This window comes from Cellulophaga sp. BC115SP, assembly GCF_009905545.1.
GTDB classification, from domain to species: Bacteria; Bacteroidota; Bacteroidia; order Cytophagales; family Spirosomataceae; genus Flectobacillus; species Flectobacillus rivi.
Map to the genome: position 1 here is coordinate 19,422 of NZ_JAAALB010000025.1, position 24,981 is coordinate 44,402.

Genomic DNA, 24,981 nt, shown 5'->3' on the forward strand with positions numbered 1-24,981 from the left:
CTCTGATGTGAGTTATTGATGTGCTATAAGTAGTTTGATTATTAAACACAGGCAGGGGTTGTTTTTCCCAAGCTGATTTTCTTGAAACTTTCAACATTTAGCTTATCGCTAATATGTTTATTTCATGGGCTAGTTAAGTAGTTTACTGTCCATATCTAAGTTGATGTCATTATTTCATGCATCTTACGATTAAAGAGCCTTTACCAATTCGTCCTAAGTAATTAAATCAGTCTAATGTGCATAACTTGTTATTCAAGTTATAACTTAGTCAAAAGTTTAAAAGTAAAACAGTTTGTCTTTTAAGACTTCTTAGACTTTGTCAATAACAAGTTATGCATATTATTTAGTAGGTTCCTCTCAATTCTCCTCACAACAAATATCACGGATTCCTAATACGACAGGTCTTTACCAATCAAAAAAATTCTTACCTTTGCAGAAACCATATTTCCCTAAAGCAAAGTATGACAATTCACAAAGAAGGTACAGGTACCATTTTGGTAACAGTTGTTTTTTTGGCTGTACTGAATTCAGCTGTTTATTATTTCTTTCCAGACAATGATCTAATTCGTAAGATTGCGGTAGTTTTTAGCGTCTTATTTTCAATCATTATCTTACAGTTTTTTAGAGTTCCTAAAAGAGTAACTGTAAAGAATCCAAAGCATATCATCGCACCGGCAGATGGGAAGGTTGTGGTAATTGAAGAAGTAGAAGAACCTGAATACTTCAAAGGTCGTCGTCGCCAGATTTCGATTTTCATGTCTCCAGTGAATGTGCATATCAATTTTAACCCACTTTCAGGGATTGTTTCTTTCTTTAAATATCATCCTGGAAAGTATTTGGTAGCTTGGCATCCAAAAGCAAGTACTGAAAATGAACGTACCACTATTGTTGTTCGTCATGAAAGTGGTACAGAGGTAATGTTCCGCCAGATTGCAGGTGCTTTAGCAAGACGTATTTGTTGGTATGTAGAGGAAGGAAAGCAAGTAGAACAAGGTTCTGAATTTGGCTTTATCAAATTTGGCTCTCGTGTTGATATCTTTTTGCCATTAGATGCAAAAGTATTAGTTAACCTTGATGACCGTCCAGTAGGCGGAGAAACAGTAATTGCTGAATTAGCTTAATAATCAGAATTTTATATATAAAAAAGCCTTTGCAATAGATTTGCAAAGGCTTTTTTTATTGTGTTATAAACATTTTATTGGATTTCTACGTTATATAGTTTGTGAATTTAATAATAAAAAATTGTAAAATTTTAACAAAATTAATTTGTATGCTTTGCTAAAAGAAATTACCTTTATATCACTTAAATCAAAAATTAACCACTTAAAGTACAATAAAATCGTTTACAACCATTAAAATCTAAAAGTTATGAAAAAGGTAAATCAATTTATGCTTCTACAATGGCTTGTGTTTTTACCATTAATACTTCCATTGAGTATCGCATCCGGAATTTTGCAAGGAGTCAAACAAGCAGTGTCAAGTCTGATACTACAAATTTGGTCCGATGTGTCGTCACCGATTATTCATGAAGAAAACCCAGATTTTTTTGCTTAATATCCTCAGGGTCTAATTCTAAGAACTCTTCCCAGAATGGAATCGGAGGTACAGCAGCCTTACAAATAATAGGCTCTTTTTTGATAGGATGGGTAAAATAGAGACGACGTGCATGTAAGTTAATACTGCCATCAGCGTTTGGTCTATCGTAACCATATTTAAGGTCACCTCTGATTGGGCACCCCATGCTTGCTAGTTGTACTCGAATTTGATGTGGACGTCCTGAGATTGGCTCAACTTCAAGTAAATAATGTTTATTAATCGTACCTAAAACTTTATAATATAGTTCAGCTTTTTGAGAACCATTGACTTCGGTATCGTGAGCTGTTACCACATTACGCTTTTCATCTTTAACCAGCCAGTGAGTAAGTTTACCTTTCTCATTGGCTGGTTTTTTTCTTACTACAGCCCAATAGGTCTTTTGAATTTCACGTTTACGGAAAACTTCCATCATACGCTCCAAACCTTTTGAGGTACGTGCAAAAATAACCAATCCACTTACAGGACGGTCTAGTCTATGAACTGGATGTAAGAAAACATCACCAGGTTTATCATATTTCTTTTTGATATATTCTTTTACAGCATCTGTAAGTGTACGGTCGCCAGTAGAGTCTCCTTGTACGAGAATCCCAGCTCTTTTGCTTACAATGATGATATGATTATCCTCGTAAACTACATGGAAATCTTTCATAATAATAATTGATTAATAGGAGCGTTAGCTCCTGAAGATTAATAACTTTCTTTGGCATTAGGGAAGTCGACGGCTTTGACATCTGCTACGTATTGCCCTATGGCTTCGTGCATAATAGTATCTAAGTCGGCATATCTTCTCAAAAAGCGCGGTTTAAATTCCTTATTGATACCGAGCATATCGTGTACCACCAGAATTTGACCATCGGCATCAGGACCTGCTCCAATACCTACAGTTGGAATAGTGAGTTGTTCAGACACTTTTTTAGTAAGTGCCGCAGGAATTTTTTCAAGAACAACACTAAATGCTCCACATTGCTCAAGCATCTTAGCGTCTTCGATGAGTTTAGTGGCTTCATCATCTTCTTTGGCACGTACAGAGTAAGTACCAAATTTGTAAATAGATTGTGGGGTTAATCCCAAGTGCCCCATTACTGGAATACCCGCACTTAGCACACGAATAATCGATTCTTTGATTTCTGCACCACCCTCCATTTTAACAGCATGCGCTCCCGATTCCTTCATTATTCGAATAGCCGAACGAAGTGCTTCCGAAGAATTTCCTTGGTAAGAGCCAAAGGGAATGTCAACAACTACAAGTGCTCTTTTAACACCTTTGACAACCGATGAGGCATGGTAAATCATTTGGTCGAGGGTAATAGGGAGCGTTGTTTCGTGTCCTGCCATTACATTGGAGGCTGAATCTCCAACCAAAATAAGGTCAACACCTGCAGCATCGACAATACGAGCCATCGAGTAATCGTAGGCAGTCAAACAACTAATTTTTTCACCACGATTTTTCATTTCTTGCAAAATGTGGGTGGTGATTCTCTTAATTTCACTATGTACAGACATGGTAGTTCTATCTAACGAATGGTACTTATTTCAAAATTGAGACCAAGAATTGATGAAATAACAAAAAATTAATCATTGTAAAACAAATGATTAATTATACGAATAAGAAATTCTTCTTAAAAACCGTTTATTGAGCGGTATTCAATATTAAATAATGAGACGTATCTTTGCTTGTAAAATTTCAATTGTGCAAATTTACAGGATTCTTGTCAAAAAACTCTAGCAGAGGGTTTGATAATCCAATGTTTAGCAATTTGGCAATATGACTTTTTTACTTTATATTGTTTCTGTTAGTGACTTTTTGGCTATATTTTTGTCTAAACTAAAGCATTATCAGTAAATCCTATATTAATAATTATAAAACAAGCAGTTATGAAACAAAGTTTTTCAACATCCAGTTTCGCTGTCAATGTTTCTAAGCGACTGTCTATGGGGGTTATTTCATGCCTTTTAGCTAGTCAAGTAGCAACTGCACAGACCGAAAGCAAGCCGTCGATTGTTAGTTCAGTGACAGAAAGTGGAATTACTACTACTACCTACTCTAATGGTAAAATTGTAAAATCAGTAGCAGATGGTTATCATCTTGATACTGCTTTTTATAAAAATAGTAATGTAGTTCTTTCTACTAAACAAAAGCAATATTGGAAAATTACTGATCGTATAGGTATTGCAACTCCGTTCTGTAAAGAGGGTGAAGATATTACCATGTTCCTTAAGCCAGGTGCATATAACTATTTAACAGTTAATCATTTCTGGGGAAAGGTTGGTTTTGGTATCCTTGGTGGTTATCAGAATTTTGGTGTTAGTGATGACTACAAAGGTCCGCAAGGTTTGATTGCTCGTAATGCTGCAACAAGAGGTATTCCTACAAGCGCCTTAAACTATGATAAAATAGGTAGCTATGAAGACTTCCTTTTAATGATTGGACCAGCTGTATCTTTGCCATTAGGAACAAAATTCTCACTAGATATCGATGCAAAAGGAGGTTTAATGAATACTTCTGCTCCTCGTTTTGGTGCTACAATGCCTGCAAATTTAGGAGTAGATCAGATAATATTTCGTTTAACTCCATCAGCATCAAAAAATCAGTTGGGCGGAGTTTTAAGTGTTGATTTATTGTATAATTTGTCAAAAAATTGGTCGCTAGGATTAAATGCAGTTGGATTTGTGACAAAAACTCCATTTACGACAATAGGTCAAGATGCTGCTCCTGGTAATATATTGTTGACAAAAGAAGATGTTAGAACTCATGGTGGTTGTAACTTTGGTTTGGCATTAGCGCACACATTTGGCGCTTGCAGTGCTCAAACAGTTTATGAATTGTTGCCTCCTCCTCCAGCTCCAGTAGTTTGTGCCGTTCCAACACTTGAATCTGAAAGTGGAAGAATGTATGACTATGGTTCGACTGAAAAACCTACTTTCCGTTGGAAAAGTACTTCTGGTACTCCAGAAAACGAAGAGTATATTTTCAAGTTGTATAAAGCTGATGGTTCAGGTATTCCAGTGTACCAGCAAACTACTAAGTCTACAACGTTAAATTTACCTAATAATGTTTCGCTTGTAAACGGTGATGAGTGTAGCTTCTATTACTATACAATTCAATCAAGCGTACAAGGTAAGTGTTTGTCTGAAGCTAATGCAGCTAGTTTTGGTTACAAAGCAAAACCTGCTCCAATAGCTCCAGTTGCAAAAACAGAAGATCAATATATCTTTAAAATCTTCGGTGGTTCAACTGCTACTAAATACTTCGGAACAGGTAAGCCAGTGCGTAAGCCTCGCAAGATTGCTAAAGCTGCGGCTCCAGCTACAGTAACAGCTGCTCCTGCTAAAAAACTTATTCCAAGACGTAAAAAAGCTAGTGCTGGAACAGCTACAGGTGTGAAAAAATACAGTACAGTGGTTAACTACGAAAACGTAGCTACCAATCCAAATATCAAATGGCCAGAAGACCTTCCACTTCCTAAATCGCCAGCGGTTTATGAATACGAAGTTCAACGTTTGAGTGCGGGTGATTGTAAGCCAACTGGACAAGTAGCGAAATATAAATTCTATATTGATCCTAAGAAACCAAATGATATCAGAATTATTCCTGATTCTCCAAAAAGAAAATAGTTTCTAAGGATTATTATTAAAGCCTCTGATTGAAAAATCAGGGGCTTTTTATTTTTTATGCGTTACAACCTTTTTACGGTTAATAATATCTTTAATAGGGAATAGGGAATAGGGAATAGGGAATGTAACGAAGGTATTGCAGATTTGGGATTTCTGATTTCGGAAATATTGGAAATACCTCTTTTTACAAAAAATAGTAGATTACAATTCCGAAACCCAACATCCGATACCCGAAATGGATGGGCAATTGTATTCCTTTGTACGCTTCTAATTCCTAGTAGGAAATACTATTGCCATTTTAGGTTTATGAAATACCCTCAAATGTTATTTGAGAATTGAGCTTACGTGAGAGTCTTGAATTATAAGGAAATGGAATATAGATTAAACTAAAGATTAATCCAAATATATTGGATTCCTAATACAGATGAAGTGGAATGACAAAGAGCGAAAAAGACATTATAATTATTAGAATGCAAGCAGCCTAATGATTGATTTAGAAAGACTCAAGAAAGTAATAAAGGAATTATCAAAGCTTATGGAGAATTTAGAAAGCTCTCGGAATTTTTCTGGGAGTTTTTTTATTGCCTTGATTATCAAGAAGAAATAGATTTTTTTGAAAAAATATTAAAAAAATCTGACTGGGCATACAACCCTTTTGTAGAAACTACTGTCTATGTATATAGAAATTATAAAGCAATTAGTGGTAAAAGGACAACCCCTCCGACTTGAATCAGAGGGGTTTTGTTTTTTATGACTAAGCCATTTCCATTTTTTGTTCCATACGTTTACGTACACTTGGATCTAAATAGATTTTACGCATACGAATCGATTGAGGAGTTACTTCTAAGTACTCATCTTTCTGGATATATTCCATTGACTCTTCTAATGAGAACTGGATTTTCGGAGCAATTTTAACGTTAGTATCCGTACCTGAAGCACGCATGTTCGTTAATTGTTTCGCATTTTGAAGGTTTACTTCAATGTCATTTTGACGGTTATGCTCTCCAACTACCATACCTGCATAAACCTCCTCACCTGGATCGATAAAGAATACCCCTCTGTCTTGTAATTTATCTACTGCATAAGCGGTAACCGAACCTGAGTTCATCGAAATCAATGAACCGTTGATACGACCAGGGATTGGACCTTTGTAAGGCTCATACGCTTTGAAACGGTGTGCCATGATAGCCTCACCAAAAGTAGCAGTCAATACTTTAGAACGCATACCAATCAAACCACGTGAAGGAATGTTGAATTCTAAGTGTTGTAAGTCACCTTTTGGTTCCATAATCAATAACTCACCTTTACCTTGTGTAGCTAATTCGATTACTTTACCTGCAGACTCATCTGGAACGTCTACTACCAATGTTTCGATTGGTTCTAAACGCTCACCATTTTCGCCTTCTTTGAAAATTACTTGAGGTTGTCCTACTTGTAATTCATAACCTTCACGACGCATCGTTTCGATTAATACAGACAAGTGAAGGATACCACGACCAAATACCAAGAATTTATCTTCTGAATCAGTTGTAACAACACGTAGAGCTAAGTTCTTCTCAGTTTCTTTGAACAAACGATCACGCAAGTGACGAGATGTTACAAATTTACCTTCTTTACCAAAGAATGGAGAGTTGTTGATGGTAAACAACATGTTCATTGTTGGCTCATCAATCGAGATACGTGGCAATGCCTCTTGAACTTCAACATCCGAAATAGTATCACCAATTTCGAAGTCATCAATACCCATCATTGCACAAATTTCGCCAGAAGAAACTTCATCAGTTTTTGCTCTACCAAGACCTTCAAATGTTTGAAGTTCTTTGATTTTCATTTTCTTCACAGTACCGTCAGACTTCATCAAAGCAACTTGTTGTCCTTCTTTGAAAGTACCACGGTGAACACGACCAATAGCAATACGACCAACAAATGAAGAGTAGTCTAATGAAGTGATTTGCATTTGAGCAGGACCTTCATTGATTGGAGCAGCAGGGATATTATCGATGATTACATCTAATAATTCAGTAATATCTTCAGTTTTGCGTTTCCAGTCAGTACTCATCCATCCTTGTTTAGATGAACCGTAAAGTGTTTGGAAGTCTAATTGATCTTCTGTTGCACCTAAGTTGAACATTAAGTCAAATACTTGCTCGTGTACTTCGTCAGGGCGACAGTTTTCTTTATCAACTTTGTTGATAATTACGATTGGCTTAAGACCTAAGTCAATTGCTTTTCCTAATACGAAACGAGTTTGAGGCATTGGACCTTCGAAAGCATCCACCAAAAGGCAAACACCATCAGCCAATTTCAATACACGTTCCACTTCTCCTCCAAAGTCGGAGTGACCAGGAGTATCAATGATATTAATTTTTACGCCTTTGTAGCGAACTGATACGTTTTTAGATACAATTGTGATACCACGTTCACGTTCCAAGTCATTGTTATCAAGAATCAAATCTCCGAATTCTTGGTTATCACGAAATAATTTCGATGCGTGGATGATTTTGTCAACAAGGGTCGTTTTACCGTGGTCAACGTGCGCTATAATTGCAATGTTACGAATGCTTTGCATCTTCGATGAATGTTATCTGTTATTTACTAATCGTTAATCGCCATTTTGCTTTTGTAACACGAATAACTATTAACGTAGCTCTTGAATGAGGGTGCAAAGGTACGGAGTTTTTCTTAGAAAAGTGCTATTGACCTTCAAATAAAAATGGTATTTTTTTTATCTAAATGATTTTTAATGTATTATTATTCAATTGTTTATAGTTATTTTTTCTTCATATTTACGATAAGCCCCTATTCGCTACTGCCAACTTATTCCAACTTCGTCGCTAAGAATGCTTTCTTGGTTTTGTGAATCAACGACCGAAACTTTATAGAAGTAGTCTTTTCCCTTAGGTAATCCCGAATCTTTATAAGTGTTTATACCTACAGGTAAAGTTTGGACTAAAAGGGGTGTTCTGCTTTGAGAATCGAATCGGTAGACCTTATAATTCTTGAGATTTTTGATCGCTGGATTGTCCCATTCTACAATAATAGATTGATTATCAGTGATTACTTTTAGGCCCGCTGGGGGAGGTGGTAATACCTTATTGAGTGAAATCGTAGTGGATGCACTCATGGCGCTTTGGAAGTTGTGGTGACCAATAGATTTTACTGCATATTCATAACTTTTGCCAGCTACGCCAAGCGAATCAACAAAGGAGTTTTGGATGTCAGCCACTGAATTTTGAAAGATGATTTTGTAATCATCTAGCGCTTTGTTACTTGTTGGATTTACTTCTCGTCGATATAATTCATATCCAACTACATAAGGGCTAATAACAGTCATATCCTTCCAAATGAGTAACACCTTATTGTTTGCTTGTCGGTAAGCTGCTAGCCCAATAGGAGTTGGTAATGACAATGCTGCCGAAGGTACTGTATAAACTGAGCTAGAATTTGGGCTTGTATTGTAGCTAGTATTAAAAGACACTACAGAGTACGAATAAACCTGTGTGGAATCAAGATTTTGAATATTATCGGTATAGGACACTAAAGAATCTTTACTATAAACAAGGTCAGATACTTGAACCTGCTTGCCTTTGTACCCTTCGCCTCGGTATACATAGTAGCCACGAGTATTACGTTCTGAACGAGTCCAAGAAAGTGTCACTATAGTGCCTTGTTGCTTAATTGCTAGGTTTTTAGGAGATAATACCGCCTGTTCAATTCCTTGTAACATACCCGCAACTTTTACCGAAGGGTATCCTTGGTTATAAAGAGAATTCATTTTGAGGTAATAAAAATAGGTTTCAATTGGCTCAACTTTGCTGTCCAAGTACGTTGTGTCGGTTGGTTGTAAGGTGGCAATTGACTGATATGGACCTTCGAAGCTTTTGCTTCGGTAGAGCTGGAGGTCTTTTAAGGCAGTGGCTTTATCAAAACTCCATTTTAACAAAATACCTCTACGCTGATTATCACTATCAGCTGTAAAGTGCTCAAGAATGGGAATATCACTATAAGGTTTTACATTTTTTACTAAAATAGTATCACTAGGAGTACCCTCATTCCCAAAGGCGTCATAAGGAACAATTACATAACGATAAAGTCGTTTTGCAGAAGTTTGCCTATCGATTGTTCGAAGTATTACGCTGTCTTTTGAAGCTGTAAAAAACTTGATCACAGGGATTTCTTGCATAGAAGTTTGGAGGTAATACTGACGATATACCTTCCAGCTAAAAGGTAAATTACTACGTTTTGAAACACGCCATTCTAATCCTACAAGGTCTTCTTCGGGTACACTTTTGTTGAATACTAATTCATATTTAGGTTTTTGCACCACAAAACGAATAGGGGCAGAGGCTTGCTCAGATACTTTAGGAGAATTACTGGTAAGGCGATACTGATAAGTTTGGTTGGTTTGTATCTCAGTATCAAAATAACCCAAACCTGCGGTTTCAAGCATCAAAGGCGAAGCATTAAACTCATAAAGAGAGTCAGAGATAATGGCACGACTCATGAGGTTAGTGAATCTTTTGAATATAGTATCGCTAGGAACTTCATAAAAAGAGTTTTTACGATGAGCTTGACGTAAACGTAAAAGTAAGCTTTGAGCCGAGCGACCAACAGTAACACTATTTACAGGTTCCCACTCTGTGGAAGAAGCCATTTTTCGTTCAAGTTGGTAAGTAAAGTTGGCTGGAATATTTTTTCCGAAAAGAATAAAAATCCCATTTTTCCCAACATAAGTTTGCAAATTTTGTGCAAAAATGGGAGTACTCATGCTGATTATTAACAATAGCACAAGCGATGATATATATGTGTTGAAAGAGACTTTCATAACGAATGCAATTGAAATGTTTGACTATTTACATGGTTCAGTTTTACAAGGGCTCAGACTTAAATCTGCCTTTACTCCGCTAGTTCCCCCTGAGAAACTTACACAGAATCCTTTTTCAAGACAATCATCAAAGATGGTCGAACCACAATCGAATAGTAGTGGTATTTGTTGTTTGAGGCATATCTTGTTGGAGTTGCCTAGTTTGGCATTTAGATTGGCAGAGAAATTACCTCCTTGCTTTTGTACCTGAATTTTAATGGCAGCTTCAGCATCAACCGATCCTGTTAGGCTTGTACAAGTGATAGCTTTTAGTCCATAGTCGGCATGTACTTTGGCTCTGATACCTGCCCCAAAATCAACGGTGCCAAATAAGTTGCCATAGAAATAAGCATCCATAAAGGCGTCTACGCTAAAATAGGCACTGGCAATAACTAGGTCTATTTCCATAGAGAGGCCATCGAGTGGCATAGGGCGCTCTCCTGTTACATAAAACCCTGCAAAGCCTTGCGCAAAACTACATGGAAGCTGTTTTTCTCGTACATAGGTAAATAATACACTTGAAGACTCTGAGGGAAGCGCTTGGCTGTAGCTACCAATCAATAAACCCGCTTTTAGGACAGTTGGGTCAGGGAGTGGAACATTGCTGACAATACCCGCCGCCGTGATAATCCAACCTTGAGGGTCAAATAAGACTTGGGCTACTCCTTTCATCTCAAGTCCTTCAACTCCTTGTGTGAGCTTACTTAGGTCAATTGTACCAATTAAGCGTTTTTTCTCAATATCATAAGTAAGTTGTAAGCCCGGTAGTGAAGGTAAATTGTCTGCCTGAATTTTTTGATCTGAAGCCTTGATTTCTCCAAATACCGTAAACTTCATACGGTTGGGTTGGCTTTGTGTTCCTTTATAATTATCTAGATCTCCTTCAAAAGTGAGGAAAGACCAATCTTGATTAGAACTTGCAGTCAGGGTAAGAGCAATATTTCGGAGTTTGGTATCACTTGCCCCTGAGCCACCGATTGGAATCGATTGTTTTGGTAGATTCGGAAATTCTGTTTCAATAGGAACAATCTTGGTTTCGGTTGGTGTGTGGATTAACGCTACTTTGATGGGCTGTAATTTTCCAGGCTCTTCTATTTTGCCAGTAGCTACAAAACGCCCATTATCAAAAGTTTGTTTATCTGTTCCTGCTACAGAAGAGAAACGAACATAACCTTTAGCTTCAAAACCGAGATCAAAAGCACTCAGTTGGATAGCTGGAGTCGATTTGACAAATTTTACCACCAACATTTGGTCGTTGGCAACTCTTTGAATACCCAATGAGCCTGAACCAACGAGTGAAAAATAATCACTGCCAGTGTTGATTGTATTAGGTTTGAAATTGACTAAGTTGAAAAGTTTATAGTTGCTACTTTCATTACTAAAAGATAGAATATCCTCACCATTGTCGAGCAATGAAATCATACTTAAAGTAATATCTTGGTTCGGAAATCCTTTGAATTTAACAAGATCCTCTTTTTTTATCTTGCCTGCATAACCACCATTGCCTGACGGAATACTGAGTTTCCAGTGACCAGAGGCATCGCTACCTGTTTTGGCATCATAGCCAAAGTAAATTTTGTCACCTGATACGTTGGTTTGTAATTGTGCGATTCCTGCCACATTGAGATTTTCAACCTTGAAGTCACTTATGTCGAGGAGGTTTGACCTTAGCATGAAAGTTGTAAATGGAACATCAATTTTGCCTGTCTTGATAATACCATTAGAAGAAAATATTCCTCCTTCTGTGGGAGAAATAGACCAGTTTTTTACCTCTACACTCCATTTTCCTGCAAGCTTAAAGGTCATAGATTGACCTGTTGAAGCTTTTACTTGGTCGGCTGTTAGTTCAATTTTTCCAACATTGAGTTTAAAAGCGGATGGATTGGCATTGGGTATTTTACAGTCTAAGCTAACATCTAAAATTATTTTGCTACCACTTATCGTAGAGGTAGCGGTTTGTGCTTGGGCATCAAAGCCAATAAACTTGAACTTGATAGGATTTCCTTGCTTATTACAAAGATTAAATTTGCTCGGAATGTCGGGTAAAGACGAAATGATAGGGATATTCCGATTGATATTTCCGTCACTGTTGATGGCAAAATAAAATTCACTATCGTCAAACTCCAAATGGCTACTTGGATATTTGAAGGAGTTGTCGATAACTTGGGTTAATCCATTGACAACACCCGATTGATTTCCACTTTTGACAATTGATAAATAGTAATCGCTGTTGGCAGGAACTGTTTTGGTGTTATAGGTATCGCTATAACGCATTTTCAAAAAACTATGTTGAAGACTTACTTTTTGAGAAACACACACGACCTTATTGCCTACTTTGCTGAATTCAGCCCCAAAGAAGGCAATTTTCATATCGTTGTCAAACGGCTTAAATACCGTATTGAAATTGTTGATATTGGTATTAATTTCAATACCTCCTGGGCCTTGAATGGTTCCTGAACCGCCATTAGGTTTTGATAAGTACAGGGTTCCTCTCACTAACAAATTTCCATTTGCCTGTTTTTGAGCTTGTTCTATTTTGATAGGAAATCCCCAAAGGTCGGTGATATTAAAGTCACTTTCTTTAACATTGAGGGTAATGTTATTCGCATTTTGGGTATTGACATATACTTCATCACCGATATATGATTTTCCGTCATCAGGATTATAAGTTGCTACCACACGAGTATAAGTAGATGCTTCGGGGTACGAAAGTTTGAAGCTACCATCTGATTCGCTCTGTGTAGCATAAATACTTCCATTGATTCCTGCGGTCATAGATACCTCTGCTCCTTTGATAGGCTTACCGTTGAGTAATACCTTTCCTGCCACAGTAAAGCCATTTTTGAGGACTACATCATCATAGATTTGATAATTTCGACTTTCTTCATTGGTAAAGGCAATGGTTTGTGGAATATAACTTGTTTTGGCTGGACCACTTATTTTCATTTGAAGATAGTTGACAGACACATTCTTAAATTGTGCTTCTACCCAGCCATCTTTATCAGCATAAAAAACTTGCCCTAATATATCTACAGAAGCTTTTTCGACAGCCTTAATAATAGTTTTGGTTATGATTTTGCCGTTAGGGTTGAGCGATACTAGCTGAGTTTCGCCCATAACTCTGAATTTAATACGGTGATTGCGTTGGTAAACCGTAATCTTATCAAGCACTTTCACGCCATCAGGAATTGTTACCCAAGAATTTTCTTCGAAATAAGATACGTCCTTTGGAATAACATTGATTAATGAAATCTTTTTGGGAATAGCATAGGTAAAATAAGTGCCATTACTTGGGCTGCTTTCTACATAAGGGCCTTTGTCAATTTTTACATAGGCACCAACACCTTTGTTTTGTTCATTGACGATAGTACCTACAACAAGACCTTTAGGCGTAAATGGAATTTCTTTTTGAACCAACTGAACGCCATTTTTCAACGCAGGTAATGATTCTGTGTACTGGTCTTGCGTTTCGTAATCGTAAGAAGGATGGCTAATAATGAGCTTTGATTGTAAGCCTGTAGGTAGATTATTGAAAATAACATAACCATCTTTATCCGAATAATTACTAATTGTTTCGGTAGAGAAAAGCTTTTTAAACACCATAGAAGCACTTGCTCCTGCAATGCCGTCAGTAGCTTTATCTTTTCGGACAACTCGATAAGATAATCTTGGCTTTGCTGGATTCATAATACGTGTAGTACTGTTTTGAAAATGGTTGTACTCACTGTTGAAAGTATATGAACCAAAAGCATTGTTCGTCTTTTCGTTGTCCTGCGAAATAAGAATACCTACAAAGTCGGAAGGGAAATCTGACTTGTCTGATTTATCTAAATTCCCATAGGTATTGTTCGTCCCAGCGTTGGGGTTAGACTGCACTGCCAGATAATACACATCAGAAGCAATCCCAGAGTGGCGAATAAGGCGCTTGAGTACCACTTTGCCTGAGCCATTGGTAATATCTTTTGAAATAATTTCGTAGCCTTTTCCATTGTTGTCGCTTGCATAAGTATTGAGGTGCATTCCTTCGTTTTGTGGAACTCCCGCTGGGCGACTTTTCCAAGCACGTAATAAAAATACATCCATGCCACTCAAGGGACTATTGGGTGATGCTTGATTGGGGTCGCTATTAGACTTGACTGCCACCTCAATACTAAAGCTTTGAACAAGAGACAATAATGTTCCTACATTTTTTGATTCAAGGGGATAAATTTCAATATTGTCATCTGGGCTACAATAATAGGGGCTTTCTACCACAATACGGATGTAACGATATAAGTCGCCTGTGACATAGGAAGGAAATTCACCTGACTGATTACCTATGGTCATGTTCTTTTTGACGAGCCCCCATTTGGGCATTTTATCAAAATTAATGACCATAGAAAAAGAGCCATCGTTGGTCGTTTTTCCTGTACCAATGATCATATCCGAATCTGCATATTCAGGCTGCCCATTGAAGCTATAATTGTTTCGGATAGCCATCGAAAATGTGCCATCAGGACTAATCGAATGTTGATCTGAAATATTGTAATTGACTCCTTTGGCATTTTTCATGACATACATGACCTGAGCCTTTACAGTTGTGTTGGACAAAGGAGCTATATCTGTTTCGTTAGGGTCAGAATATTTACTGATAATTTTTCCTGTGAGCGTTGCCGATGGGGGAAGTGGCGAAATAACCGTTAGCGTCGTAGACTGCAAAGTATTCATAGAGGCGAAATAATTGGCAAAAAACGGCTGGGCATCCTTAATATCCATTTCGTTAGTCCATAAATAGTAGACATCATTTTCGTCGGACTTGCAAAGGAGATTTTCAAAAACAGTTTCTCCACTACTATTGGTTTTTCCAGTTCCAATCAACTCATAGTTGGAAGATTTCTTCGCCATCATATCCACATCACGCGAATCAACCAATGGAGATGGTGCTCCCGCAGAGGTAAAACGTGTAATCATTCCCTCTACAGGAGGGCGTATCCCTACATAAGAATTGCCACCACCAAGGCCAGGCGTATTATTGCCAATGTTAGCACCAAAATTGTTTGGAACATTGACTCCTATGCCTACTTGCCAGCTACCTGAATTGGAATAAGAGGTTTTTTTGAGACGATATAAATAAATAGTTCGATTTTCGAGAAGCTCTTTTTTATTGATGTTTTTGTAACCTTCCTGCAAGAGTACCTTTAACTGAAACCCTTTGGCTTCGGTCTTGATAAGTCCCAAATCTATATTGCCATCTTTGGAGTTGAACATGACAGCATTGGCGTAGTCCTTATAATAAGGATTATTCGAAACAATTTTGAATATAGTTGAAACAGGCTGACCCAAAAAAGTTTTTCCTGTTGGTCCATTAGCTTCATTAAAGCCATTAACTCCAAAATCGAAGCTACCATCCGAAAGCGTGGTAGTTTGAGCAATGAGCTTTTCGTTTAATACTCTATAATCATTATTCCCTTTGGGAATTACTTCTTGTAAATACAGTGCCAAATCGGCATTGGAAGCTTGGTAAGTGTTAGTTTTGTTAGGATAGGCATATTGCATTTTCCCTTTGATATGTCTTTGTGCAACAACCAGAACGGAATCTTTTTTCTTGAACACAAAATCACAACTTTGTTCTGCAATGACTTGGTTATTGCTTGGATCAATCTGTTGTATTTTAAAGTTGTAAGTCGCTCCGTTATTAAACCTTAATTGACCCATGTCGTCTTCCTGAAAGTAAGGACTATTGAGTGTTTTGTTGACCATTACACTTTTTTGACTATTGGTAATCAATAAGTTATATCGCTCAGGAACAGTAGCTTTTTCAGGTTTCCAGCGGAGGTAAAAGGCAATGTTTTCACCTGCTTTTATTTCGCTACCACATTTTTGGGGAACTAAAATCGCTATGGCATTATCGGTGCTGCGAACGACTGGGGTTTTATAGATAAACTGATACACTTCCGAATATCCTTGGTTTCGAAATGATGTGCGACCTGTAGGGTCTACGGCTTGTACACTAAATGCATAGCTTCTACCTGCTACGAGTGAGGGAAATGATGGTCCGTAATTAAGAAAATTGACATTGGTTTGTTGCTCCAAAATATAAGGTGTACCCAAACGCATAATATTGTTTGGATTCTGACCATTTGGTAGCTCTTTAATTCTAAAAATATAGCGTGTACCAGCAGGAGCTTGCGCTGGTACTGTCCATGCAAATTGGATATTTTGAGGAGTGCTTACCATCACCTCTGTTTCATTCTGCGGACGCAAAATGATTGGAGGTTCAATACTTTGTATCGGAAAAGTATTGGAACATCCCAACGGTTCTTCGTCAGATATAGGGCGAAGTGTGGTGGGGTCATAAGCCCTCAAACACAAACGGTAAGAGCCTTCTGGGATAGCGCCTGTACGGATAAGCGTATTTTTATCTATCCCAGAAACCTGAATTTTATTAATATCAAAAATACGACTAAAGTCATTGGCAGATAAGCGGAGGCTTTGTAGGGCATTTACGGTTAAAGTCGTTTGCCCTACAAAAGGCACTGCTTTTAGTGAAACGCCATTGTCATCGGTCAACTCTCCGCCCAAAACAAACGTGTAGCTTTGTCGAGAAAGGTTTTGTACCAGTATCACAACTTGATTACTACGAGTTTGTAAATCGGATAATGTTGTTGGATATGGAGGCAACATCGTTACCTGAATTTTTAGCGGAGATTGAGCTTGACTGAGAATACTTACCCATAGGAAAAGCATCAAGAAAAAGTACTTTTTCATAATAGTAAAAGTTTGAGGACTTACTTTTTGAAAAGGGCTACTGTCTGAAACCGCCTTGATTGGGTTGTTTCAAACAGAATATGATTAATATGGGTTTTAGAAAAGAAGATTATAGCTTACCTCACCTCGTATTTCTGTGTATTTGAGGTTGGTACTTGAGGCTGTTTGAGGTGAATTGCTAATCAGGAAACTGTTCAGCGCGAAGCGATGATGTCGATTTACCTGATATGTAGCACCAAAGTTTCCATTAATAATGGTACTTTTTTCGCCTCCACGGTCACCTAACAAATAACTCACACTACCTCTTAGGTTAAACTTATTATCCTTCCACGATTTGTCAGAACCTAGGGTAACTCCATAGTTTTTGTCGCTCAGATAAGAACCTGTGATAGTGGTGTAATTGAGGGTGCTGTAAATAGAAAAATTGCTGGTATTGAAAGAAAGGTTGTAATTGAGAAATATATTTTGAGAACTCAAATTTCTTGATTTACTATCTTGAGAATAGGTATTATTAAAATCCTGCAAATCCATCAGGTTATAGGATAGCATAATTGAATTGGATTGCTTTTCGCCCAAAATAGTATATCGTGGATTGATAGACAGGTTTTGAGTTGTTTGCGTAATTCTGATGGTATCCGAAATTTTGAGTGCATTTGGCGTTTGGTTATTCGAATAGTTGGAATAATTAATGTCTAGCCCCAATTTTTCTGTAAAATCAGTACTCAAATTAGCTGATCCAATGACTTTTTTAGATTCTGACTTTTTCTGTTTATTTAAGTTATCTCTTTGTAAACCTATACTTCCATTAAATCTGAATTTGTTTTTGAAGATGGAAAATTGTGGGGCAATAGTGATATTTTCTATGTCGGAGTTAAAGAAGTAAGCACCCATCGTTTTGTATTCGGGGTCGATACGCCGATACTGGAGCCGTAGTCCCCACGACCTACTTTTGTACCGAAGTGCGGTTTGAACAGCCGTGTACAGCTCGGTAGTCCCATTGACCTTGAGTAGCTGGTCGAGTGTATTTCCAGAAATGGGAAGTTTGCTTTTATCGATTTCAGCACTCGAATTAACATCCTTTGTATAGCCACTCGCCCCAGCTTCGGTATCCCACGAGAGTTTTGAAGAAAAGGAGATACGCATATTCAAACCTAAGGCAAGGTTTTCGGCTGCTGTTGTACTAGACAAGTTGGGATTTCCTTGCTGGGAAGAGACATCAAATAATGCACTTCCCATTTTATCAGATGCTTTGAGTGCGCTGATTTCGAAAAAGGTTTTGTCGGTACCATAGCCAATTTTGACAGCCATGCCACTTCTATCAAATGCCACAGGCACTAACGATAGGGTAGTGGAGTCTAATTTGGTAGCTTTATTGAGCTGACCATACATGAATCCCATTCGGAATTTGCCAGGCGTTAGTTCTATGCCAGCTCCTAGCATAGTATGTCCGCCAAGTGTAAACTGGTTGAAGGATACATTGCGATAGCCTCCATGTAGCGTAAGCCACTTGTAAGTAGGGCTTAGTCCAAATTGAGCGAAAGGTTGTGCTATTTTACTTTCTTGATTGCTAAAAGTAAAAGCAAAAGGAATAGCAAGCCCATAAAGATTAAGGGTTGGTGCTCCTGATAATACGTAAGATGTACTTGGGTACCTTGGCGAGATACCGTTGGCAGAATAGTAAATTCCTCTTAAATCTATATTTCCTGATAGGGAGACTGGCTTTTGTTGTGATAAATTTTCAAGATTTTGCGTGTAGAGAGGTTTAAGAGAGGAAAAATACATGATAAGTACAACTACTAAACGGCAATTGTTAGAAGTTTTCATAGTAATAGTACGGACTATTGAATAATTGAGTCAATATTACAATTTCTTGAACTATCTATGAAGCAAAATGGAGGAATCTGAGTAATCGGTATTTAAACTGTAGTTTTTCTATAAATATTCTGATTGTTAGTTATTTATGTGATTGATGAAATATGGCTAAGACTGCTTGATTTGTACTTTAAGCTCAATAGAACTACCTTTTCCCACTCTAGAAAGTATAGTAATACTACCACCAAGGCTTTCTGCTCGTTTGCGCATATTTCCTAAGCCATTACCTGCTTTAATAATGGTTTCATCAAAACCGATACCATTATCTTTAACGAATAAACGTAGCTCTGAATTCTCAAAACTGATTTCTATGTTTACCTCAGTAGCATCGGCATATTTGACAATATTATTGATTGCCTCTTTGAATATCAAATAGAGGTTATATTGTTTGTTCGCCGATAGTTGAATTTCAGGTAAATTTTCAGTTTGGAAATAATAATTGATATTTTTAGGTTCAAAAACTTCAGCTGCAAATTCCTTCATTTTGACTAATACTTCGCCAAAACTATTACTCGTCTGTCTGGTTGTCCAGACAATATCACTTAATGAACGTTGTACTTTTTGAGAACTTTCATTGATTCGTTGAACCAACTCTTTTACTGATAATGGATTTTTATCTATTTGGTATTCAACAACTTGGCTTAGAATGCCAATGCTGCTCAATGTACTCCCAATGTCATCGTGCAAGTCACGTGCGATGCGACTTCTGATTTGTTCATTTTCTTGAAGCTGTTGGATTACTTCGGCTTGATACTTTTCCTTTTCTAATCGGTAGTAGTTGATTCGATAAGCTAAGGCAAATGATAGTAATACCACCTCTAGTGCCGAACCTACCTGTAGTGCATTGCGGGTAAAGTTATCGCTTTGTAAAACATTGGAAAGTTGTAAAATAAATATCAAGGCACTCACCAACATCACAGCCCAAGCAACTAAGAAAAACAAGGCTGCTTGTGAGCCCTGAATCCAAATATAAATCGCTAAAAACAGGATATATATTACGGCCAAGAATGCAATACTATGTAAAATTTGTGTACTCATCGCACCAGCTCCTAGCCAGTTGGCCACTAAGAAAAATGTGATGGCTGATAAAAGAATACGAACTGTTTTATACGAAGCAGGGAGATATTTGTTGGCATCCAAAAAACTTTCAGCAAATAATAGTCCGAAGCCAATAGCTGCCGAAATAAATACTGAGGTGAAGTGATTGAACCAAATGGCATTGGGCCATAGATACTCATGAGCAATCCCTTTATTGAATGAGAAAAAACCCGCAAATGCCAATACATACAAGACATAATATAGATATTCTTTACTTCGTACTGTCCAGAAAATAAAGAAGTTGAAGATTGCCATAACTAGCATGATACCCAAATAAATACCCTGCATGAGGTCTTTGGGATGGTTGTCTTCAAAGAAAATCTTAAGGGGGGCTACTCTTAAGGGAAATAAAAGCGGTAAATTATTCTGGATACGAATATAATAGGTACATTTTTGGTCTGAATTAAGCTCCAAATCTACCAGATACAAATTGGTTTGTATATCCCTTGTACTTTTATGTTGATATACCCCAAGTCGTTTGTGAGTGATAGTACCATGGTCTACACGATAGATGGAGATACTATCGAGAACGGGTTCTCCTATCTCAAGATACAGACGTTGACCAGATTTGTTGACCAGTGTAAAGCGTGACCAGATGACAGATTTTGTGATACCAAAGTTAGGGCTAGCTTGAAGACTTTTGATAAAACGAGCGTCGACATCAGGGCGTTTCAATACATCATATAATGAATACATTCCTTTTTTATCCTCCAGTATTTCAATATTATTTCCAATAGAGAGTGCCTGATTAGGATTTTCAATCACGATTTCTTTTTGAGAAAATGCGAACTGTGAAGAAAGAATAATCAAAGTTAGAAGTACCCAACGAATCATATTAAAAGAGAAATTAATAGCCTAGTCGATTGTTTAGCATAGTTGTAGTAAAGGAATAGAGCATTTATAAGAAATCAAACCTACGAAGTTACCTTCATTTATCAAAGTATGTATAATAAAAAAGGCGAGAATCTCTCGCCTTTAAAAATAGATAAGACTTTTTAGTTCATGGTAAGATTAACAACATTGCTTGAGTGTACAACCTTTTCTCTACCAAGTATATCTCTTACAGCTTGTGCGATGCCTTCTGGGTCAAAACCACATTCTTTATGTAATTCAATTTGTTCGCCGTGCTCAACAATTCTATCTGGGATACCAAGGCGTTTGATTTGTGCTGAATAATCATGGTCAAGCATAAATTCTGCTACAGCCGAACCAAATCCTCCTTGAAGACAACCATCTTCTACGGTAATAACCTTGTCATAGTTTTGGAAAATTTCATGGAGCATAGCTTCGTCCAAAGGTTTCACAAAACGCATATCATAGTGAGCTGGATTTATACCTTCTTTAGCAAGTTCTTCACACGCTTTTACGGCATAGTTTCCAATATGCCCCAATGTAAGAAGTGCTACTTTTTCACCATCTTTAATTTTGCGACCTTTTCCAATTTCCATTTTTTCAAATGGCGTTTTCCAATTTGGCATAACACCTTCGCCACGTGGATAACGAATAGAAATTGCTTGCTTTAATTCTTTAAAGTCATCTAAAGATGTGGTAAACATGATATTGCGAAGCTCCTGTTCATTCATTGGTGAAAAAACAATCATATTTGGAATACAACGCATATAAGCAATATCATAAGCACCATGATGGGTTGGTCCATCGGCACCTGCAAAACCTGCTCTGTCAAGGCAGAAGATAACGGGTAATTCTTGAATCGCTACATCATGCACTACTTGGTCAAAAGCACGTTGCATAAATGTAGAATAAATATTACAGAACACCGTCAGTCCTTGAGTCGCCATACCTGCCGAGAAAGTAACAGCATGTTGTTCGGCTATACCTACGTCAAAAGCACGATGAGGCATGGCTTTCATCATGATATTGAGCGAGCTACCTGATGGCATTGCTGGCGTAACCCCCATAATTTTAGGATTTTGCTCTGCAAGTTCAACAATAGTATGCCCAAAAACATCTTGATATTTAGGAGGCTGTGGAGTAGCGTGAACTTTTTTCTTAATCTCTCCTGTAATTTTATCAAACTTTCCTGGAGCATGCCACAAAGTTTGATCTTTTTCTGCCAAAGCATAACCTTTGCCTTTGGTCGTAATACAATGAAGGATTTTTGGACCAGGAATATCTTTTAGGTCATTTAAAACCGTTGCTAGATATTCAACATCATGTCCATCGATTGGTCCAAAATAGCGAAGATTCAGCGATTCGAAAAGATTACTTTGTTTGAGCAAAGTCGCTTTCAGCCCATTTTCGATTTTAGAGACAATTTCTTGTGCTGATTTTCCAAAGTTGGACATTTTGCCAAGCAAATTCCAAACTTCGTCTTTTACTCTATTATAAGTATGCGAAGTAGTAATATCAGTTAAATATTCCTTCAAGGCGCCCACATTTGGGTCGATAGCCATGCAGTTGTCGTTCAAGACAATCAACATATTGTTGGGAATATCGCCAGCGTGGTTCATTGCTTCAAACGCCATCCCTGCCGTCATAGAGCCATCTCCAATCACTGCAATGTGTTGTCGGTGATTTTCTCCTTTGTATTTTGACGCAACCGCCATACCCAAAGCTGCCGAAATAGAAGTAGATGAGTGACCTACCCCAAAAGCGTCGTAAGGACTCTCTTTGCGTTTTGGAAAACCCGAAATTCCTCCATACAAACGGTTTGAATGGAAAGAATCTTTACGGCCTGTCAATATTTTATGTCCGTACGCCTGATGACCCACATCCCAAATCAACTGGTCGTCGGGCGTATTAAATACGTAATGAAGTGCAACTGATAATTCAACAACACCAAGTGATGCGCCAAAGTGACCACCATACACCGATACGTTATCGATGATATACTGACGTAGTTCGTCGCAAATTTGCAACAATTCCGAGCGGTCACGTTTTCTCAAATCCTCTGGAGAGTTGATTTGAGCTAATATTTTGCCTGGTGTAATTTGCATGATTTCGATTGGTCTAAAAGTAGCTTTGACTCTACTTGTTTGTTGCTTGGTACGTATCAACTGAGTGTTAAACAATTCAATTGCCTGAAGTATAAACTACGAGGGTTTTAAATTGTTTAAAAAAATCTAATGGAAAGATAGATTGTTACGCTGTCCAAATATGGCGCAATTTACGCAATTATTTTGGGCAAATAAAAAAGGGGATGTGTGTATTCAAGCACAACCCCTTTTTGTCGCTAATTTGCGATTGATTTTTTTTATTTTTGAGAAGCTTTAAATAGCTTTTGTTTTTCTTCTTTGGTAAGACTTTCGTAACCCGAACGAGAGATTTTATCTAGTATTTCATCAACTTCTTCTTCATCAGGAAAGCCCGAATGACTGCTTGCTGTACTACTGTAACTTGCCTCCTTTTGGCGATAAGCTACTCGAATTTTGGTTTCAGATTTTCGTTTGAATAATTTTTCAAAAAAAGCAAGAACTGCTTCAACAGGAGTACTAAAGTCTCTTCCTGCTCTGAGTTGTTTAATGTAAATATAACCAAAAATTGCACCACCCAAGTGTACGATTTCTCCTCCTGCATTGGCACCAATAGACCCCGCCAAAGAGAGAATCAATAACAGAAAAGCAATATATTTGATGCGAACAGAACCTATCAAAAATAAGAAAAAAGAATAATCAGGTGCTAAAGTTGCCGCAGCAAATACTACTGCCATTACACTGCCTGAAGCTCCAATAATAGAGGTACTCGCTATATTTTGATGATAATAAGGAATAAAATTGAATGCCAATACCGCCAATACCGCTCCAAATATAGCACCAACAATATACAGTCCTATGAGTCTTCTGCTACCTATATACTCTTGCAGAATTGAGCCAAACCAATATAACATGAGCATATTGGGAAATATATGCACAATAGGGTTGATGTGATGTAGAAATGAGTACGTAAGAAGTGTCCAAGGTCTAAACAACAAGATAGTTGGTTCTGGAGAAAGGCTTACGTAAGAAAGTAACGTATGATATAAATTACTGCCTTTAAAAAACAACGTAAAGGTTACAAATAAAAGTAATGTAAAGATATAGATAGCCACATTCAACCATATCAGCTGAATCAATCCGTTGTTACGCTTGGAAAAAGCATCTTTAAAATCATCCAAAATCCCACTCATTGTGATAATCTTTTCAAAACCTATATAATACGGGTCAATTAAATTTTAAGCAAAATTAGTTATAAAAGCTTGATATACACTTACTAAACCTTTCCTGCAAGCTTTTGTTGCTTATTGTGTTGTAATTTATCAATAACGAGTCAAAATTTCTAATTGTTGCTCGATGATTTATTATTCGTTTTCTTAATAGAAATTATTACGATTTTTACTCCAGAGTTTTATCAGGATAAAGGCAAAAATCATCCCACCAATATGCGCAAAATGGGCAACATTATCGCCTGGTGTTTTGTGTAGTCCTCCATAAAATTCATATAAAGCATATAAAGCTACTAAATATTTAGCTTTGATAGGAATTGGTATTGGAAAAACAATCAACTCAGTATTGGGAAATAGCATCGCAAACCCCGCCATTACCCCAAAGGTAGCACCCGAAGCGCCAACAGTAGGAGTATTGAGTACTGCTCGCAAGCTTTCTTCGGCAATAAGAATAGAATCCTGCAAAGTTATACGCCCTGAACTTGGTACATAACTGTAGGCTTCGCTAGGAATACCGCTTGGATAAAATTGCTCCAAAAATTTATTGAACATACTCAAGTCTGGATGCAAAATGTATGCTCTTGTAGCTTCTTCTAATACAGAGTAGTCATAATACTTCACTCCCATATACAAAAGTCCAGCACCGATACCTGTAATAAAATAAAAGGCCAAAAAGCGTTTTTCTCCCCAATATCTTTCGAGTAACGGTCCCATAAAGAATAAACCTAACATGTTACTAAATATGTGCATGAAGCTACCATGTACAAACATATAGGATACAAACTGAATTGGATTAAACCGCTCGGAGGTAAAATAGTGTAAACCAAATAATGAAGTTATCTGATCGTTGTAATGTGAATTAAAACTTTGTACCATAAACACTATAACGTTAATAACGATAAGTGTTCTGACAATAGGAGTTAACATTGGGGTTCTCATAGTGCCAAATAAGAGTTATATAGCTAATAAATTAGCAAAATTATAAGGTTCGTTTAAAGACGGCAAAGTATGAAGTGTTCGATACCTT

Annotated in this window: 12 protein-coding genes; 2 read left to right on the top strand and 10 right to left on the bottom strand. The window is 37.4% G+C overall.

Annotated features, from left to right (window positions below):
- Positions 1 to 461 precede the first annotated feature (461 nt).
- Positions 462 to 1,121: a phosphatidylserine decarboxylase family protein gene (locus GVN22_RS17315; RefSeq protein WP_166552274.1), complete on the top strand. Its 660-nt coding sequence runs from the start codon at positions 462 to 464 to the stop codon at positions 1,119 to 1,121.
- A 398-nt stretch (positions 1,122 to 1,519) separates the two neighbouring features.
- On the opposite strand, the gene GVN22_RS17320 is transcribed toward GVN22_RS17315, so the two are convergent.
- Positions 1,520 to 2,245, bottom strand: coding sequence for an RluA family pseudouridine synthase (locus tag GVN22_RS17320; RefSeq protein WP_176464323.1), 726 nt, complete (start codon positions 2,243 to 2,245; stop codon positions 1,520 to 1,522).
- A 38-nt stretch (positions 2,246 to 2,283) separates the two neighbouring features.
- A complete protein-coding gene (gene panB / locus GVN22_RS17325) occupies positions 2,284 to 3,099 on the bottom strand; it encodes a 3-methyl-2-oxobutanoate hydroxymethyltransferase (RefSeq protein WP_166552275.1) in 816 nt (271 codons plus the stop codon).
- Positions 3,100 to 3,471: 372 nt separating this feature from the next.
- Between panB and GVN22_RS17330 the strand changes: the two genes are divergently transcribed.
- Positions 3,472 to 5,211, top strand: a complete 1,740-nt coding sequence (locus GVN22_RS17330) for a hypothetical protein (protein ID WP_166552276.1) — start codon at positions 3,472 to 3,474, stop codon at positions 5,209 to 5,211.
- A 754-nt stretch (positions 5,212 to 5,965) separates the two neighbouring features.
- Here the strand turns inward: GVN22_RS17330 and typA are convergent.
- The 8 genes from typA to GVN22_RS17370 form a co-directional block, all read right to left on the bottom strand.
- Complete coding sequence (gene typA / locus GVN22_RS17335; protein ID WP_166552277.1) at positions 5,966 to 7,780, bottom strand: translational GTPase TypA; 1,815 nt, start codon at positions 7,778 to 7,780, stop codon at positions 5,966 to 5,968.
- 237 nt (positions 7,781 to 8,017) lie between these two features.
- The gene (locus tag GVN22_RS17340) at positions 8,018 to 9,979 is read right to left on the bottom strand and encodes a hypothetical protein (RefSeq protein WP_166552278.1); all 1,962 of its coding nucleotides are present in this window, start codon (positions 9,977 to 9,979) and stop codon (positions 8,018 to 8,020) included.
- 81 nt (positions 9,980 to 10,060) lie between these two features.
- On the bottom strand, positions 10,061 to 16,822 hold the full coding sequence (locus tag GVN22_RS17345; protein ID WP_166552279.1) for a hypothetical protein: 6,762 nt from the start codon (positions 16,820 to 16,822) through the stop codon (positions 10,061 to 10,063).
- Positions 16,823 to 16,918: 96 nt separating this feature from the next.
- A complete protein-coding gene (locus GVN22_RS17350) occupies positions 16,919 to 18,646 on the bottom strand; it encodes a hypothetical protein (RefSeq protein WP_166552280.1) in 1,728 nt (575 codons plus the stop codon).
- A 156-nt stretch (positions 18,647 to 18,802) separates the two neighbouring features.
- On the bottom strand, positions 18,803 to 20,626 hold the full coding sequence (locus GVN22_RS17355) for a 7TM diverse intracellular signaling domain-containing protein (protein ID WP_166552281.1): 1,824 nt from the start codon (positions 20,624 to 20,626) through the stop codon (positions 18,803 to 18,805).
- 161 nt (positions 20,627 to 20,787) lie between these two features.
- Complete coding sequence (gene dxs / locus GVN22_RS17360) at positions 20,788 to 22,749, bottom strand: 1-deoxy-D-xylulose-5-phosphate synthase (protein WP_166552282.1); 1,962 nt, start codon at positions 22,747 to 22,749, stop codon at positions 20,788 to 20,790.
- 257 nt (positions 22,750 to 23,006) lie between these two features.
- Positions 23,007 to 23,918 (bottom strand): rhomboid family intramembrane serine protease, encoded by a 912-nt coding sequence (locus GVN22_RS17365; protein ID WP_166552283.1) that lies wholly within the window; start codon positions 23,916 to 23,918, stop codon positions 23,007 to 23,009.
- 183 nt (positions 23,919 to 24,101) lie between these two features.
- On the bottom strand, positions 24,102 to 24,830 hold the full coding sequence (locus GVN22_RS17370; RefSeq protein ID WP_205690940.1) for a rhomboid family intramembrane serine protease: 729 nt from the start codon (positions 24,828 to 24,830) through the stop codon (positions 24,102 to 24,104).
- Between the last annotated feature and the right edge of the window lie 151 nt (positions 24,831 to 24,981).

What these genes read in the sequence shown, in the direction of transcription:
- GVN22_RS17315 (WP_166552274.1), top strand. Translation starts at nt 462, where the DNA reads ATGACAATTCACAAAGAAGGTACAGGTACCATTTTGGTAACAGTTGTT.
- GVN22_RS17320 (WP_176464323.1), bottom strand. Translation starts at nt 2,245, where the DNA reads ATGAAAGATTTCCATGTAGTTTACGAGGATAATCATATCATCATTGTA.
- panB (WP_166552275.1), bottom strand. Translation starts at nt 3,099, where the DNA reads ATGTCTGTACATAGTGAAATTAAGAGAATCACCACCCACATTTTGCAA.
- GVN22_RS17330 (WP_166552276.1), top strand. Translation starts at nt 3,472, where the DNA reads ATGAAACAAAGTTTTTCAACATCCAGTTTCGCTGTCAATGTTTCTAAG.
- typA (WP_166552277.1), bottom strand. Translation starts at nt 7,780, where the DNA reads ATGCAAAGCATTCGTAACATTGCAATTATAGCGCACGTTGACCACGGT.
- GVN22_RS17340 (WP_166552278.1), bottom strand. Translation starts at nt 9,979, where the DNA reads ATGAGTACTCCCATTTTTGCACAAAATTTGCAAACTTATGTTGGGAAA.
- GVN22_RS17345 (WP_166552279.1), bottom strand. Translation starts at nt 16,822, where the DNA reads ATGAAAAAGTACTTTTTCTTGATGCTTTTCCTATGGGTAAGTATTCTC.
- GVN22_RS17350 (WP_166552280.1), bottom strand. Translation starts at nt 18,646, where the DNA reads ATGAAAACTTCTAACAATTGCCGTTTAGTAGTTGTACTTATCATGTAT.
- GVN22_RS17355 (WP_166552281.1), bottom strand. Translation starts at nt 20,626, where the DNA reads ATGATTCGTTGGGTACTTCTAACTTTGATTATTCTTTCTTCACAGTTC.
- dxs (WP_166552282.1), bottom strand. Translation starts at nt 22,749, where the DNA reads ATGCAAATTACACCAGGCAAAATATTAGCTCAAATCAACTCTCCAGAG.
- GVN22_RS17365 (WP_166552283.1), bottom strand. Translation starts at nt 23,918, where the DNA reads ATGAGTGGGATTTTGGATGATTTTAAAGATGCTTTTTCCAAGCGTAAC.
- GVN22_RS17370 (WP_205690940.1), bottom strand. Translation starts at nt 24,830, where the DNA reads ATGGTACAAAGTTTTAATTCACATTACAACGATCAGATAACTTCATTA.